The 16,315-nt window shown below is 46.0% G+C and carries 13 protein-coding genes and 1 riboswitch; of the genes, 8 read left to right on the forward strand and 5 right to left on the reverse strand.

Going from position 1 to position 16,315, the window contains the following annotated elements; all coding sequences use genetic code 11:
* Positions 1–236 precede the first annotated feature (236 nt).
* Positions 237–1,094: an STAS domain-containing protein gene (locus tag BLR82_RS17075; RefSeq protein WP_083334930.1), complete on the forward strand. Its 858-nt coding sequence runs from the start codon at positions 237–239 to the stop codon at positions 1,092–1,094.
* Between the two features lie 305 nt (positions 1,095–1,399).
* On the opposite strand, the gene argF is transcribed toward BLR82_RS17075, so the two are convergent.
* The 5 genes from argF to BLR82_RS17100 form a co-directional block, all read right to left on the reverse strand.
* Complete coding sequence (gene argF, locus BLR82_RS17080) at positions 1,400–2,359, reverse strand: ornithine carbamoyltransferase (RefSeq protein ID WP_074600665.1); 960 nt, start codon at positions 2,357–2,359, stop codon at positions 1,400–1,402.
* 2 nt (positions 2,360–2,361) lie between these two features.
* Positions 2,362–5,607, reverse strand: coding sequence for a carbamoyl-phosphate synthase (glutamine-hydrolyzing) large subunit (gene carB, locus BLR82_RS17085; protein WP_074600666.1), 3,246 nt, complete (start codon positions 5,605–5,607; stop codon positions 2,362–2,364).
* The gene (locus BLR82_RS17090; RefSeq protein ID WP_245693863.1) at positions 5,600–6,703 is read right to left on the reverse strand and encodes a carbamoyl phosphate synthase small subunit; all 1,104 of its coding nucleotides are present in this window, start codon (positions 6,701–6,703) and stop codon (positions 5,600–5,602) included. The genes carB and BLR82_RS17090 overlap by 8 nt, the downstream gene beginning before the upstream one ends.
* Positions 6,704–6,833: 130 nt before the next feature.
* The gene (gene argH / locus BLR82_RS17095) at positions 6,834–8,252 is read right to left on the reverse strand and encodes an argininosuccinate lyase (RefSeq protein WP_074600668.1); all 1,419 of its coding nucleotides are present in this window, start codon (positions 8,250–8,252) and stop codon (positions 6,834–6,836) included.
* Positions 8,249–9,508 carry an argininosuccinate synthase gene (locus BLR82_RS17100; protein ID WP_074600669.1) on the reverse strand — a complete coding sequence of 420 codons (1,260 nt, stop codon included), beginning with the start codon at positions 9,506–9,508 and terminating at the stop codon, positions 8,249–8,251. The genes argH and BLR82_RS17100 overlap by 4 nt, the downstream gene beginning before the upstream one ends.
* A 422-nt stretch (positions 9,509–9,930) precedes the next feature.
* Here BLR82_RS17100 and BLR82_RS17105 point away from each other — a divergent pair, with 422 nt between their 5' ends.
* The 7 genes from BLR82_RS17105 (at position 9,931) to BLR82_RS17135 (ending at position 16,228) form a co-directional block, all read left to right on the forward strand.
* Positions 9,931–10,863: a DUF4349 domain-containing protein gene (locus tag BLR82_RS17105; protein WP_074600670.1), complete on the forward strand. Its 933-nt coding sequence runs from the start codon at positions 9,931–9,933 to the stop codon at positions 10,861–10,863.
* A 62-nt stretch (positions 10,864–10,925) separates the two neighbouring features.
* A riboswitch (TPP riboswitch) is annotated at positions 10,926–11,037 on the forward strand.
* Positions 11,038–11,213: 176 nt separating this feature from the next.
* Positions 11,214–12,224, forward strand: a complete 1,011-nt coding sequence (locus tag BLR82_RS17110; protein ID WP_074600671.1) for an ABC transporter substrate-binding protein — start codon at positions 11,214–11,216, stop codon at positions 12,222–12,224.
* A complete protein-coding gene (locus BLR82_RS17115) occupies positions 12,217–12,510 on the forward strand; it encodes a thiamine-binding protein (RefSeq protein ID WP_074600672.1) in 294 nt (97 codons plus the stop codon). Before BLR82_RS17110 ends, BLR82_RS17115 begins: the two co-directional genes overlap by 8 nt.
* Complete coding sequence (locus tag BLR82_RS17120; protein ID WP_074600673.1) at positions 12,507–13,274, forward strand: ABC transporter permease; 768 nt, start codon at positions 12,507–12,509, stop codon at positions 13,272–13,274. The genes BLR82_RS17115 and BLR82_RS17120 overlap by 4 nt, the downstream gene beginning before the upstream one ends.
* Complete coding sequence (locus tag BLR82_RS17125) at positions 13,267–14,004, forward strand: ABC transporter ATP-binding protein (RefSeq protein WP_074600674.1); 738 nt, start codon at positions 13,267–13,269, stop codon at positions 14,002–14,004. The genes BLR82_RS17120 and BLR82_RS17125 overlap by 8 nt, the downstream gene beginning before the upstream one ends.
* Positions 13,962–14,774 (forward strand): TatD family hydrolase, encoded by an 813-nt coding sequence (locus BLR82_RS17130; RefSeq protein WP_245693865.1) that lies wholly within the window; start codon positions 13,962–13,964, stop codon positions 14,772–14,774. The genes BLR82_RS17125 and BLR82_RS17130 overlap by 43 nt, the downstream gene beginning before the upstream one ends.
* Positions 14,775–15,100: 326 nt before the next feature.
* Positions 15,101–16,228, forward strand: coding sequence for an MBL fold metallo-hydrolase (locus tag BLR82_RS17135; RefSeq protein ID WP_074600676.1), 1,128 nt, complete (start codon positions 15,101–15,103; stop codon positions 16,226–16,228).
* Positions 16,229–16,315 lie beyond the last annotated feature (87 nt).

Here is a 16,315-nt window from a genome sequence, read left to right on the forward strand (position 1 = left end):
TTTGTGAGTGATTACTCACTTATCATTTTATCTGCATTGCTAGGGAATGACAACAATTTTTTCCAAAGGGCCTTCGGGGTACCCTATTAATTTTAATCGTACAGGGATTTTGATATAATGTTACCACCTTTAGAATGTTAAGTAGCAATTGAAATAGAAGCAGTCGTTTTATCTTATAAATCCTATTTTTAAGGAAAGGAACGTGAAGAATCTTGGATTGGTATTACGAAGAAGGGATGAGTGTCAAAGATTTTCTCATCCAAAACAGAAAACCTTTTGAAGAAAGACTATTAAATGAAGCAGTAAATGTCCGGGATAAAATTGAAGAAATACGTGTTATAGGCAATATCAATTTATTGGAGAACGCGCTTAAGATTGTCCTCTATGTCGTGGAGGGTCAAAAAGATGAAGTGGTGGCTTTTGCCAAAAAAGAAGGAATTGCATGGGCCAATTTCTCCCTGACACTTGCATTTAAATTAGAGTGGGTACAGGCGATCCGCAGAACCTTATGGGTTGCTTTACACGACTATGAATTGTTGTCCGGAATGGATGTAGACAGAGAGCGATTCTACAAAACCGAGAGCAATATCAATGCTTTAATCGACGAATTTCTCAACGGATTTTTTATTAGTTATTCCAAATACAAAGATGAATTGATCGAAGCACAGCGGGAGATGGTTGAAAATCTCTCCGTCCCGATTATACCAGTTACACCGAGTGTGTGTATTCTCCCCTTGATTGGTGAAATCGACGCTTCCCGCGTCACCACGATCGAAGAAAAAGTGTTAATGGAAATTGGCAGGTTGCGCATCCGCACCTTGATTATGGATTTGTCCGGTATTCTGGAAATGGAGTCCAATATCGCCACAAACTTTTTGAAACTGTTGGACGGGATTGGCATGATGGGCTGTACCCCAGTGATTACAGGATTACGTCCGGAAACTGTTCGAAATATGATGGCTCAGGACCTTATTTTCGACAACAAAGCGGAAATAAAAGGAACTTTGCAGCAGGCCCTCGATGAGTACTTAGTTAATCAACGATTGGAGCAAAACAACAGTGCAAGCGCCTTAAACTTAAACAAAAGCGTATAAGTATTGTAGAAAAAGGGGGTGTCCGATGGTTTTGGACAACCCCCTTTTTTTGGCTTCATCTGGTGTTGCTTACTAACCGGCATGCTTGCGACTGCAAGCTAAGATAAATGCTAATTCAGCGGTACGAAAAAACCAGATTCGCTCCCTTAAGTCGAGGAAGCCCAAATATTTTCACTAGAACGATGAGACGCAGTTTAAATGATATGCACCTAAACATCCAGCTATCAGAAAACAGTCTTTTCATTTTCAGGTGGCTGTCTCCACTTCGTTAATCGACTGAATATGCCAGTTGGTCTCCATGTTCCTTATCCCATCAGAGCTGTCATCAAGGCTTTCTGGGCATGGAGTCTGTTCTCCGCCTGTTGGAAGACAACTGATTTTTCCCCATCGATCACGTCTGCCGTTACTTCTTCCCCACGGTGGGCGGGCAGGCAGTGCATAAACATAGCATTTGGTTGAGCCAGTTCAAGTAACCTCTTGTTCACCTGAAAACCGATAAATGCCTGCTCACGCACTGATTGTTCGCTTTCCTGCCCCATACTGGCCCATACATCCGTATAAACCACGTCTGCTTGGTCGACCGCAGCGTGAACATCAGAAGTCACCTCCACCTTCCTTCCATTCAGCGCCGCAAGCGACTGGGCCTGCTTGGTGATAGCCTCTTCCGGTTGATATCCTCCAGGAGCTGCTATACTGACATCCAGACCCATGATGGCCCCGCCAAGCAGCAAGGAATGGGCCATGTTATTGCCGTCACCGATATATGCAAGTTTGACTCCGGACAATCCACCCTTCACTTCTTCAATCGTTTGCAGGTCTGCCAGCACCTGACATGGATGATAACTGTCCGTCAACCCGTTGATAACCGGAATTGTCGCATAATCAGCCAACTCCTTTACGACTTGCTGTGAGAAGGTCCGAATCATAATCCCATCCAAGTAACCGGAAAGTACTTTGGCTGTATCGGAGATTGGTTCCCCTCTGCCGATTTGGATATCATCCGAGCTTAGAAACAATCCTGTGCCCCCCAATTGATAAATCCCAACTTCAAAAGAAACGCGTGTACGGGTCGACGATTTTTCAAATATCATTCCCAGGGTCTTGCCCTGCAAGGGCTGCTCCACTATCCCCTTCAGGCGTTGTTTTTTCAGATAAGCAGCCAGATCCAGTAAATAGGCGATTTCAGGTTTGCTGAAATCGGCAAGCGTCAAAAAATCCTTTCCTGCCAGCTGCTGCCCCATACTAACTTCTTTCGTCAATCCCATCTTCACACACGCTCCTTCGCTTTGTTTAACCCTTCGCTCATCAACAAATATTGATTCATTGCATAGGGTTGTTCTTTTATTTGAGTAGATGCTTTCAAGTAAGCCATTAACGTTTCCACTGAAGTAATACATAATGTATCAGTTTTCAAGGCATCTTCTCTAAGTTGCATGTGGCCATCCGTTACAGAGCCATGCTGTAGATCACCCACCAGTGCAAAGGCATTGTCCAGACATCTTTGGCCAGCCTCCGCAAGTGATAAAACCTGACTAACAGCGATGTCCCAGCTCTCGAGAGCGTCAGCTGTAGCTTGATCAGCCCAGATTTCGACCGGCAGCTTCTCTAGCAAGGCAACGAACTCAGCAGGCAATTTCTCGAAATCATCTCCCAAGGACAAATAAACTTGCTGATCGCAATCAAGTTTCAACAGGTTGTTTTCTTTCCATCCGAAGGCCTTGGCCATTGCCGACTCCACTGTCAAACCCAGTCCTATCGCTTCCCCAGTGGATTTCATCTCCGGACCGAGAAACGGATCAACACCTGGAAGCTTGTTGGTCGAGAAAACGGGGACCTTTACAGCATAATAGCCGACGGGCTCATGAAGACCGGTGTTCCATTCTGTCTCTGCTAGGGATTCTCCCATTTGCACCCGAGTAGCCAAATCAATAAGCGGGACACCAGTAACCTTGCTGGCAATCGGTACTGTCCGGGAAGCCCGGGGATTAACCTCCAGTACATAAAGGTCCTGTCTGTCCTCGCTGATGACAAATTGAATGTTGATGATTCCCTTTAAAGCCAGTTCTGTCGAAATCTGTTTTGTGTATTGCGCAATCGTATTCCGCTGTTGGTCCGTCAGTCCTGGTGCCGGAAATACGGCCGTACTGTCTCCTGAATGGACACCGGCCTTTTCGATGTGTTCAAAAATCCCCGGAATCAGAACATCTTCTCCGTCACATACCGCATCCACTTCCACTTCATAACCGGAGATGAAACGATCGATTAATAACGGGAATATCCGCGAATCGGAGGCTTCCTGTTTCAGGTTGTCCATGTAGCTGACCATCTGCTCTTGATTCTGGATGACAGCCATTCCGCGGCCACCTATCACGTAAGAAGGACGAAGCAAAACCGGATAACCGATTCGTTCTGCAATCTCTTCTGCATCCTTCCTATCCATTACTGTTTCACCCGGAATGTGGGGAATCGCCAGCCGCTTTAATAAACGGTAAAATTGGTCGCGATTTTCAACGGCTTCAATGGCCGCTAGTGAAGTGCCGCATATCGGCATGCCTGCTTTGCTTAGTCCTTCTGCCAAGTTAACGGCAGTCTGGCCGCCAAATTGTACAAGCACTCCGTCTGCCTCTTCTTTTTCCAGGACATGTAGAACATCTTCCTCTGTCAATGGTTCAAAATATAGGTGGTCTGCTGTATTAAAGTCGGTGCTGACAGTTTCCGGGTTGTTATTGATGACGATTGCCTTGATGTCCTGTGCCTGTAGTGACATGGCGGCATGAACCGAGCAATAATCGAATTCCACTCCCTGTCCGATACGGATCGGACCAGAACCAAGTACCGCAATTTTCTTATCGCCTTTAATTGGTTCTACTTCATCGTTTTCTTTCCAAGAGCTATAAAAGTAAGGCGTCTCAGCCGAAAATTCCGCAGCACATGTATCGACCATTTTATAAGCCGGGGTTAATCCGAGTTCCTTGCAACGTAGATGAACCTCCTGCTGGCTGATTTCATAAATATCCGCCAACATCCGATCAGAATATCCATAATATTTAAGCCTGCTCAATTCCTGCTTATCAAGGGATGACCAGGTTTTACTGCGAAGCTCGTTCTCAGTCTCGATCATCACTGCCATTTCACTTAAAAAGTATTTATTGATTTCCGTTAATTGATGTATTTTTTCTACAGAGTATCCGCGGCGAAAAGCCTCCGCTATGATAAACAGGCGTTCATCTGTTGCATGGACAAGCGCTTGCTCGATTGCCGCGTCATCCAATTCGGCATGCGCCGGCCAGTTCAGGTACTCCGTTCCGATTTCAAGCGAGCGGACGGCTTTGTTCAAAGCAGCGGGAAAATTGCGGGCAAGTGCCATGACTTCCCCTGTCGCTTTCATCTGCGTACCAAGCAGCCGGTCTGCACCTGTAAACTTATCAAACGGCCAGCGTGGAATTTTAACGGCAATATAGTCGATTGCAGGTTCAAAACTTGCATAAGTATGGCCAGTGATCGGGTTGATCACTTCATCCAGTTGATAACCCAGTGCCAGCTTGGCAGCAATACGGGCAATCGGATAACCAGTTGCTTTTGAAGCAAGGGCACTGGAGCGGCTGACTCGCGGATTCACCTCGATGATGACGTACTCGTCACTCTCGGGGTTGAGGGCAAACTGGATGTTGCAGCCCCCGACGACCCCTAATTCCCGGATTACTTTGCATGAAGTGGAACGAAGCAGCTGATACTGCCGGTCATTAAGCGTTTGAGAAGGTGCCACAACGATGCTGTCGCCAGTATGAACACCGACTGGGTCGATATTCTCCATATTACAGACAATAATGCATGTATCATTGGCGTCGCGCATCACCTCATACTCGACTTCCTTCCAGCCTTTCACACTTTGATCGACTTGAACCTGACTGATCGGGCTTGCATGGAGACCATTACGCACGATTGCCTTAAGCTCTGTTTCATTGTTGGCAATTCCACCGCCTCCCCCACCCAACGTATAGGCGGGCCGGATGATCATCGGGTAACCGGCAGTACTTGCGAAACGAACTGCCTCTTCCACGGAACTGGTGGTAATACTTTCCGGCACAGGTTCATCAATAGATTTCATCATCGATTTGAAGATTTCCCGATCTTCTCCCTTTTGGATGGTATCGAGCGGCGTTCCCAGCAATTCGACCTCGTATTTTTCCAGTGCTCCTGATTCGGATAAAGCGACTGCCAGATTAAGCCCGGTCTGTCCGCCCAGTGTCGGCAAAATACCGTCCGGTCTTTCCTTTTCGATAATTGCCGTCAAGGAATCACAAGTCAGCGGTTCTAAATATACCTGGTCTGCAATATTATGATCCGTCATGATCGTGGCAGGGTTGTTGTTGACCAGCACCACTTCGATTCCTTCCTCTTTTAATGCGAGACAAGCCTGTGTACCTGCATAATCAAACTCTGCAGCCTGGCCGATAACAATCGGACCCGAACCGATGACCAAAACTTTATGGATGTGTGAAAACTTAGGCATGCTGCTTCTCTCCCTTGCTCGGTAACATCTGTAAAAATTCTCGGAAAATCGAATACGTATCAACCGGCCCTGGATGTGCTTCCGGATGGAATTGGACGGTCAGGACAGGCTTGTGACGATGAATCAATCCTTCAACCGATCGATCATTGACATTGATATGGGATACTTCCCATTCCGCCAATGAAATCGAGTTTTCATCCACTACGTACCCGTGATTTTGCGAAGTGATGAATACCTTGCCTGTCAGCAAATCCTTCACAGGGTGATTGCTCCCCCGATGCCCATATGGCAGACGTTCTGTCTTTCCTCCGTATGCGAGGGCCACGAGCTGGTGACCTAAGCAAATGCCCAAGGTTGGATAGCTCTCAGTGATTTGTTTGATGTTTTTGCTTAATCCAGCCAAGTCCTCGGGATCTCCAGGTCCGTTGGATAAGACAACTCCGTCGGGCTGCAGGTTGTGCAATACTGCCGGGTCAGTGTCATAGGGCACCACCGTCACGTTACAGCCAAGCTCCGTCAAGGTACTTGTGATGGAGTGTTTATAACCGTAATCATACAAAACAACATGTTTGGTTTTCTGACCGGAGAAAGCGGGCATTGATTTTGCCGAGATCTCAATCAAACTGCTGACGGAAACCTGTTTGACAATCTCCGGATCTACTTTGCGATTTTCCGGCTCATCCTCCGGTTGCGTTGTGATTTTTCCATAGACTTCCCCATTTTCACGGACAATCCTTGTCAAAGCCCGGGTGTCAATATCATACAAAGTCGGAACTTTATACTGCTCCACCATTTCTTTTACCGTGTACTTTGCCTGATAATGTTCAGGTGTACGGCAGGCACTAGAAATAATCAGTCCTGCCAGTGCCGGCTTGATGCTTTCATGATCTATATCATTTACTCCATAATTGCCAATCAGCGGATACGTCATTGTAACAATCTGGCCGGCATAGGATGGGTCCGTCATTACTTCCTGATAACCCGTCATTGCCGTGTTAAATACTAATTCCCCTTCAACAGCAATTTCTGTTCCCAACCATTTTCCTTCCAACACGTCTCCAGTGCTCAGTACAAGATAGCCTGGTGTTTCAATCATTGTTCCACTCCTCTCGCGGTTCATTGATATTTATTCGTAAAAAAGTATATTTATACATTCAAAATGGAAAATGCGGCCTGCCGCCATCTTCTCTGGAGCAAGCCGTGACCTCAAACCTTTATGAAAGAAGCTATTGGTAGCGGATCAGCTGTTTATGCAGCTCAATCCATTCCGAACTCATTTGAAATAGTTGTTTTGCAGAAGCAATCTGTTCCTCCACCCTGTTTTGCGCAGTACCTCCAGCTACATTCCGTGCGTCTACAACAGCCTTCGGTGCCAGCACTTCATAGATATCTTTTTCAATCAAAGAAGAAAACCGCTGGAATTCGTCCAAGGACAAATCCAATAAAAATTTCTGTTGATTAATAGCATACAGAACTGCCTGCCCGACAACAGCATGGGATTCCCGGAAGGCCATCCCTTTTCCCACTAAATAATCCGCCAGGTCTGTCGCATTGGAATAATCTTTTGCAACCGCTTCGTACATATTGTCTGCCTTAACTTCCATGGTTTCGATCATTGGGGCGAACAGCGCTAGTGCCCCTTTCAAGGTTTCCACCGTGTCGAACATTCCTTCCTTGTCTTCCTGCATATCCTTGTTATAAGCAAGCGGCAGTCCTTTCAAGGTTGTCAGCATTCCCATCAAGTGTCCATAGACTCGACCCGTTTTGCCCCGGACAAGCTCGGCAACATCTGGATTTTTCTTTTGCGGCATCATGCTGCTTCCAGTACAAAATGCATCATCCAGCTCGATAAAGTTGAACTCAGCACTAGACCATTGGACAAGCTCCTCACAAAGTCTGGACAAATGCGTGGAAACCAGGGAGGCATTAGCCAAAAACTCGACGACAAAATCCCGGTCACTTACCGCATCGAGGCTGTTTTCGCAAATCCCTTCAAATCGCAGTTTGTCGGCTACATATTGCCGGTCGATCGGAAATGTTGTCCCGGCCAGCGCTCCTGCACCAAGCGGCGACTGATTAACTCGTTTCCAGCTGTCGGATAGCCGTTCGATGTCCCGTTGGAACATGTAAACATACGCCATCATATGATGGGCGAACAAAACAGGTTGGGCACGCTGCAAATGCGTGTATCCGGGAAGCACTGTTTCCAAATTGGCCTCGGCCTGTTTGTGCAGTGCCTTTTGCAAATCCAACAGTAACTGGCTGATTGTCACCAAGGCTTCCCGCAAATACAACCGCATATCCAAGGCAACTTGGTCATTCCGGCTCCGGCCGGTATGGAGTTTTCCACCGACAGAGCCTATCTCATCGATCAACAACTTTTCTATATTCATATGAATATCTTCGTTTTCTTCACTGAGGACTGCCTCACCCGCTGCTATTTTATCCCCTACGACCCTCAATCCAGCTGTAATGACGTCTGCATCTTCTTCCGACACGATGCCGCAAACCTTCAGCATTTCCACATGGGCAAGGCTCCCTTGTATATCATAGACTGCCAGCTTTTGATCAAAATGAATAGATGCTGTATATTCATCGACTAATTCATTTGTCGGCTTGGTGAACCGTCCGCCCCATAGTTTCATTGTTTAACAGCTTCCTTTACATCGACGACAACATTTTCAATCGCCTCATCTGTTACAGTATTGGTCTGATTGACTGCGGCATGAACCTTTGTAGGAAGTCCCCATAGCTTGATAAAGCCAAGTGCAGCTTCATGGTCAAAAGAATCCTCTGGTTTATAGGTTGCCAAATCAAAATCATAAAGCGATTGTGCCGACTCCCGGCCGATGACTTGCGCATGACCTTTATACAGTTTGACCTTGACCGTTCCCGACACATGGGTCTGTGTTTGTTCAATAAACGCCTGTAAAGCTTTTGTCAATGGTGAATACCACAAACCATCATACACGGTTTGAGCCAGCTTCTGTTCGACTGTCGGCTTGAATTGAGCCACCTCACGAGGAAGTGTCAATGCTTCCAGTTCCTGATGTGCCGCGATCAATGTCAAGGCAGCTGGCGCCTCATAAATTTCCCGTGATTTAATACCGACCAAACGATTTTCCACATGGTCGATCCGTCCGACACCATGCTTCCCGGCGATTTGATTCAATGTCAAAATAAGCTGGGAAAACTCCATTGCCTCTCCATCAAGTGAAACAGGCTTTCCTTGCTCGAAGGTGATTTGGACGACCTGAGGCTTGTCGGGCGCATCGAGCGGATCTGTTGTTAAATCATAAGCTCCCTTGGGTGCTTCCACCCAAGGATCTTCCAAAATGCCGCACTCATTGCTTCTTCCCCATAAATTCTGATCAACACTGTACGGATTATCGATATCGACTGGAACAGGAATCCCATTTTCTTCAGCATAAGCAATTTCCTCATCCCTAGACATTGCCCATTCACGTACTGGTGCTACAATTTTCAAATCCGGGTTCAAGGCAGTAAATGCCACATCGAATCTTACTTGGTCGTTACCCTTACCCGTACAGCCATGCGCTACAGCCACAGCGCCTTCCTTTTTCGCAATCCCGACAAGAACTTTGGCGATCAAAGGTCTGGACAAAGCTGAAATCAAGGGGTATTTGCTTTCATACAACAGGTTGGCTTGCAATGCCGGAAGTACGTATTCATCTGCAAAGAGTGATTTAGCGTCCACCACATATGATTTGATCGCTCCTACATCAAGCGCCTTGTTCTTAACAAATTCCAGGTCTTTTCCTTCTCCAACATCCAAAGCCACTGCAATTACATCAAAATTATATTTATCCTGTAGCCATTTGATAGCGACAGAAGTATCAAGACCACCTGAATATGCCAAAACAATCTTTTCTTTTTTCATTTGATTAACGCTCCCCTTCAGCTTGTTATCTATTAATAGATTGAACATGTTCTGTTTGTATGAATTATTATGCACTATTAGGTATATTAATTCAACCATAAACGCTCATTTTTTTTAAGAAATGTGAATAATTCTGGAAATCTATTAATAATACACCTTCTTTTCGGCGCATTCTTCTCTGCTGCCTATTTATAATGTAATGTATGATGGGCGGACACAGTTGTGATTCTTGCCCACTGCCCATTTTCCATCACAACGGTCGAAACACTACTGTCAATTGTGTTCTGTTCCCTCCTCGTCCTCACTCCTCTTTAAATGCATGAATTTATACATATTCATTCATATCCATGCAAAAAAGGAAATTAGTTGTAACCTTCACGGCTCACCGACGTCTACCTAAAAAACAAAAGGGTGGTCAAAACATGAAAAAACGGTATTTCTGTTTATTCGCAGCCAGCTTACTCTTGTTGTTGACAGCTTGCAGCAATGACTCCAAGGAAAGTGCCGACATGCCCATGGAGATGGACAGCGCTAAAACAGAAAACAGTCAAGACAGTGCAGCTTTAAGCAACGAAATGACGGGAGAAAACGGAAAAGAGGAGGTTCAACAGGAAGAGGAAAAAGCAGTCGAGAAAGCAAATCAAACCAACCGGAAAGTGATTTACCACGCAAATTTGCGGATTGAAGTAAGAGATTACCAGCAGACTATAGAAGACATTCAATCACAAGTGACAGAAACCGGAGGTTATGTGGTTGAATCGAGTACCTACCAAACCCCTGAAGATGACCGTACCGAAGGACATATCACCGCAAGGATTCCTCAGGAACAATTCCAGCCGTTCATCGATTTTGTCAAAGAGGGCAGCAGCAAAGTGTTGGAAAACAATGTTTCCGGACAGGATGTCACCGAAGAATACGTCGACCTGGAATCTCGGCTCAAGTCCAAGCGGGCTGTCGAAAAAAGGTTGATGGCTTTTATGGAAGATGCAAAGAAAACCGAGGATTTGCTTAAAATATCCGAAGACTTAGCCGGTGTTCAAGAAGAGATTGAGACAATCACTGGAAGAATCAACTATCTGGAAAATAAAACGGATCTGGCTACTGTTGATATTAGCCTTGAGGAGAATGACGTGCGGATTTCCGGGAGCAATGGAGAATCCTCTACCTGGCAAAAAACAAAGGAACAGTTTGTCAAAAGTATCGATCTTCTCCTATCCTTCTTTTCGGGATTAATCGTGTTTCTACTTGGTAACCTGCCGATTCTGCTGTTGCTGGCTGTTCTGGTGTTTTTAGGATTTTTCACCGCACGAAAAGTAGTCCAAAAAACGAAGCGTCGCGATAAAACGGAAAACTAGCTCTTGAAAAAATCAGCAGGCTGTGGCAAGGTTATAGTGTAATCAAGACAATATAATGAATCACTTTCATGTAGGGGGACCAGTTGCTGCTGGTTGAGATTGTATCCGTCAAGATACTGACCCTTGGAACCTGATCTGGCTGACACCAGCGTAGGGAACATATTTGAACGGTAGTATGCGATAATATGCACCCTGGGTATGGCCTATGGTGCATTTTTTTTATTGCCCTTAAACGGCTAACCTTCAACAGAACCGTATGCAATCTTCATGGCAGTTCGCGCGGTTCCTGTTCCCTATTTCAGTCCTGCATCGTATAAGTGTTTCATCATTAACCGCTAGGAGGAAATAGGATGAAAAAGTTACTAATCATGCTTGTCGCCCTGCTGCTGTTGGCAACTGGCTGCAGCAGCGAAGAGAACTCCGGTTCACAGGAAAAGGAAGCATTAAAGAAAGTGTCCCTCGTGCTGGATTGGACGCCTAATACAAATCACACTGGCATATATGCTGCTCAGGAAAAGGGATATTTCGAAGAAGAAGGGCTCGATGTGGAAATTCTCATGCCCGGAGAGGCTGGGGCAGATCAATTAGTTGCATCCGGGAAAGCGGATTTTGGAATAGGGGCCCAGGAAGCCTTAACGGAAGCCCGTGTACAAGATATACCCATTGTTTCGATTGCTGCCATAATTCAGCATAATACTTCCGGTTTTGCTTCACCAAAAGAAAAAGGAATCACTTCGCCCAAAGATTTTGAAGGAAAAACCTACGGCGGTTGGGGAGCACCCGTAGAGAAAGCAGTGATCGATTCCCTAATGAAACAGGAAAATGCCGACGTAGAAAAAGTCAATATTGTCAATATGGGGGATACTGACTTCTTTACGGCAGTTGAGCGTGATATTGACTTCGCCTGGATATATTATGGCTGGACAGGTGTTGAAGCAGAGCTTCGCGGGAAAGAGTTGAACATGCAGTACCTGACCGACTACTCCAAAAAACTGGACTACTATACACCTGTACTCACGACAAGTGAACAGAAAATTGCCGATGACCCAGAGACGGTCGAAGCCTTTGTAGCTGCAGTTTCCAAAGGTTATCAGTTTGCAGCAGAACAGCCAGATAAAGCCGCTGACATTCTCATTGATGCTGTACCGGATTTGGACGCCGAACTGGTTAAAGCGAGCCAGCAATGGTTGTCTCCGAAATATCAGGATGATGCACCTCGATGGGGCGAACAACAACAGCAAGTCTGGGAAAACTATGCCGACTGGATGTATGACAATGGCCTCCTCGACCATGAGTTAGAAGCCGAGAAAGCTTTCACCAACAAATTTTTACCGGACGGGGGAGAAGAGAACAATGAGTGATTCGCTGATAAGTATTCAAATTATCCCAAAAACCAAAAACGGCGAAGATGTTATTCCTTATGTAGATGAAGCAATCGCGATAATCGAGGAATCCGGGGTACGTTATCAGGTAAACCCGCTGGAAACGACGATGGAGGGAGATTTAACCGAGTTGTTTGCTGTTATCGAAAAAATGAACAAACGGATGATCGAGCTTGGCAGCACCAACGTCATTTCCCAAGTTAAAATTCTTTACCAGCCAGACGGCGCCTCGATGGATAAATTGACGGAGAAATACCGCAAATGAAACAAATAAAGACAGGATGGCGTCCGGTTGCAGCCATCCTGCTTTTATTGGTGACTTGGGAGGCGGCCGGCAGAGCCGCTGACATCCCCTCCTGGCTGCTGCCGACACCTTCACAAATCTGGCTGGAGGCAATGGCAGGATGGGTGGATTACAAGCTGCATTTGTTTTCGACTATCAAGCTGACCCTGATTGGATTTCTCCTTGGTTCCAGTATCGGGATTACAGCTGCTGTCTGTCTGCATCTACTGCCTAAACTGAGAGAAACCGTTTATCCGTTGATGATTCTCTCGCAAAACATTCCTATTATCGTCCTTGCCCCGTTGCTAGTTATCTGGTTTGGATTCGGCATTCTTCCAAAGTTGATCATCATTACGTTGGTCTGCTTTTTTCCGATCGCCGTTGCTACATTGGATGGTTTCCGTCAAACAAGCCCGGAGCTGCTCCATTACTTAAAGATGGCCGGGGCAGACAAACGGCAAATATTTTGGAAACTGGAATGGCCTACCGCCCTTCCAGCGCTGTTTTCCGGCCTGAAGATTTCCGCTACTTACAGTGTAATGGGAGCTGTGATATCCGAGTGGCTCGGTGCACAACGAGGAATTGGAGTGTACATGACTTTAGCATCTTCATCGTTCAGGACCGATAGGGTTTTTGTCGCAATCTTCTTTATCATGGTGTTGTGCCTTCTTTTTTTTGTCATCATTATCACCATAGAAAAACGGGTCATCCGCTGGAAAAAGAAAGGGGCTGAACAGCATGGCTGAATTATCACTCATCGATATTTCCAAATCATTCGGCGGCAGACAAGTATTAGAGAACGTTTCTTTTTCTGTTTCTGATGCCGAATTTGTCTCGATTGTCGGTCCTTCTGGAAGCGGCAAAAGCACCTTGTTCCATTTGATTGGCGGATTGCTGGAACCGGATAACGGCGATATTTACTTGGATGACAAGCGGGTGAATGGAAAAAGAGGGGCAATCAGTTACATGCCGCAGTCCCCATCTTTGCTACCCTGGCGCACTGTCTTGGAGAATGTCATGCTCGGCGGAGAAATCATAGGTGATAAAAATCCGAGCGAAGCGATCAACATGATGGCAAAAGCTGGGCTGGCTGGATACGAAGATGCTTATCCTGATCAACTGTCAGGCGGGATGAAGCAGCGTGCTGCCTTTATACGGAGCATGTTGAGCCCTCAGCCGCTAATGTGTCTCGATGAGCCATTTTCGGCATTGGATGAGTTTACCCGATTGGACATGCAGCAATGGCTGCTATCTATGTGGGAGGAACACAGACGCTCCATCCTGTTTGTCACCCATAATATTGAAGAGGCGCTATTCCTCTCAGACCGGGTAATTGTCTTATCCAGTGGTCCTGCCCTTGTAAAAGCGGATTACACGATTCCTTTTACCCGTCCACGTAAAGAATCCATGGTTTTATCGCATGATTTTTTAGAATGGAAAAAAACCATTTATCAGGAACTTCGGGTGATGACATGATGCAAGTGATCGATGCCCATATACACCTTGATATGTATACAAACGCACAACAACAGCAGTTATTGCAGGAGCTGGACGAACACCATACAGAAGCATTGGTTGCAGTATCCAACCACCTTTCTTCGGCTAAACAGACATGGAAGCTTGCCCAAGTCGATAAGCGTATCCGCCCCGCTTTTGGGTACCACCCGGAACAGCAGCTTCCGACAACTGAGGAACTAAATGAACTGTTACGCTTTATGGAACAGCATCACACTGATATGAACGCGGTAGGCGAAGTCGGCTTGCCTTACTACATGCGCAAAGAGGATCCGACAATAAGCATCGAACCGTATATGGAACTGTTAGAAACAATGTTCATCCATGCAGTAAACTGGAATAAACCAGTGGTCTTACACGCTATATATGAGGATGCCCCGGTTGTATGTGAATTATTGGAAAAGCATTCGATACGCCAAGCCCATTTTCACTGGTTTAAAGGGGACGAAAGCACCGTCCAATGGATAGTTGGAAACGGATATATGCTTTCCGTGACGCCAGACTGTTTGTATGAATCGGAAATACAGCGGTTGATTCAGCAAGTTCCACTCACTTCACTGATGGTGGAAACGGATGGGCCCTGGCCATTTGAAGGGCCTTTCCATGGCATGATGACGCACCCGAGGATGATCCATGCCAGCGTTGCCAAAATCGCTGAATTGAAACGACTCCCAATTGATTCGGTCTATCACCATCTTTTTGCTAACACAAAAGATTTTTATCAGCTATGATAGTCATTTTCGACTTCTCCTGATTTCTTACTAAATTGGATTCTATACCCTTGCTGCGGAAATACACTACGCTGAAAGGCTGATTTTCCAGAAAATCTATGGACATTTTCCCGCGATAGTGGATGGGAGTTCATCCTATAAGCTGAAAGCTCCGTCATTTTTACAGCGACCCTTGAGCTGGGCCCTTTTATTGAATTTCTAGAAAAGCTATCCGACAGGATGGCTTTTTTCGTTTCTTTACAACCAGTCGAGGGTACTTGCATATATATTATCAACTAGAATCACAGTTTGTTATACTGGTTGAAAAAAGGAGGAAAAATCAGAATATGGATCCATTGACTGTACAAGAACTTGCCAGTCGTGTGTTACATCACGAGGATATTTTTATTTTGGATATCCGCAGGCAGGAAGATTACCAGGATTGGAAAATCGAAGGCAGGAACGTGGAAAGCATCAACATACCACTGGCAGAAATAAAGACAGCTCCAGCTGAAACTAAGCAGTGGCTCCCTCAGCATCGTCCAGTCTATATCGTTTGCTATAGAGGCATATCCGCCCAGACAGCTACTGCTCTTCTGCAAAGAGAAGGCATGCGTAACGTTACATACTTGATTGGCGGCATTACCGGCTGGGGAGAACATTTAGAACCAGTAAAGGCAGGAGCACTTACAGGTGGAGGAAGCATTTATCAATTCATCCGGCTAGGAAAAGGCTGTCTGTCGTATATGATAGTTAACGATAATGAGGCCATAGTAATTGATCCGAGCCGATTTACGGAAGTATATCAAACCTTTGCAGACAAACATGGATGGACAATTAAACATGTGGCTGACACCCATCTTCACGCAGATCATCTTTCAGGGGGAAGGAAACTGGCTGAATCCGCCGGGGCTGTATATTGGTTCCCGCCAGAAGATGATGAAGGGGCTTCGTTTGCTTATAATCCGCTTGAGGACGGCATGAGCATCGCTTTGGGAGACAATCAGCAAGCTGTTACCATCTTAGCTTCCCCAGGCCATACATTGGGGAGTACAAGCTTCCTGGTGGACGATGAGTATCTGCTGACGGGCGATACGCTATTTGTCCAATCGATCGGCCGACCGGATTTAGCGGGAAAGGCAGACGAGTGGGCGAAATATTTGCATAAAACGTTGTATGATCGCTTTCCTTCTCTGCCTCAAGAATTGGTGGTACTGCCGACTCACTTTAGCAGCAGTGAAGAATTGACGGATAAGGGCAAGGTTCAGAGTACATTACAAGCGTTATACACAAATAACCAACGATTGAATGTTTCCCCACAAGAACGGTTCATTCAATTGGTTACAGAAAACCTACCCCCACAACCAAACAGCTATCAGGAAATCAGGCAAGCGAATTTAGGGCTCGTCCAACCGGAACCACAGCAGCAGCAGGAGATGGAGGCCGGCCCTAACCGCTGTGCCGTCAGTGGATGAAGTATAGAAAAATTCGAGATGCCACTGAGGAGCCTTGGTGACAAGCAAGAGTCATTTTTGAAGTTTACCTCTATCAAAGTAGTAGGT

The organism is Sediminibacillus halophilus (assembly GCF_900103695.1).
Lineage (GTDB): Bacteria > Bacillota > Bacilli > Bacillales > Amphibacillaceae > Sediminibacillus > Sediminibacillus halophilus.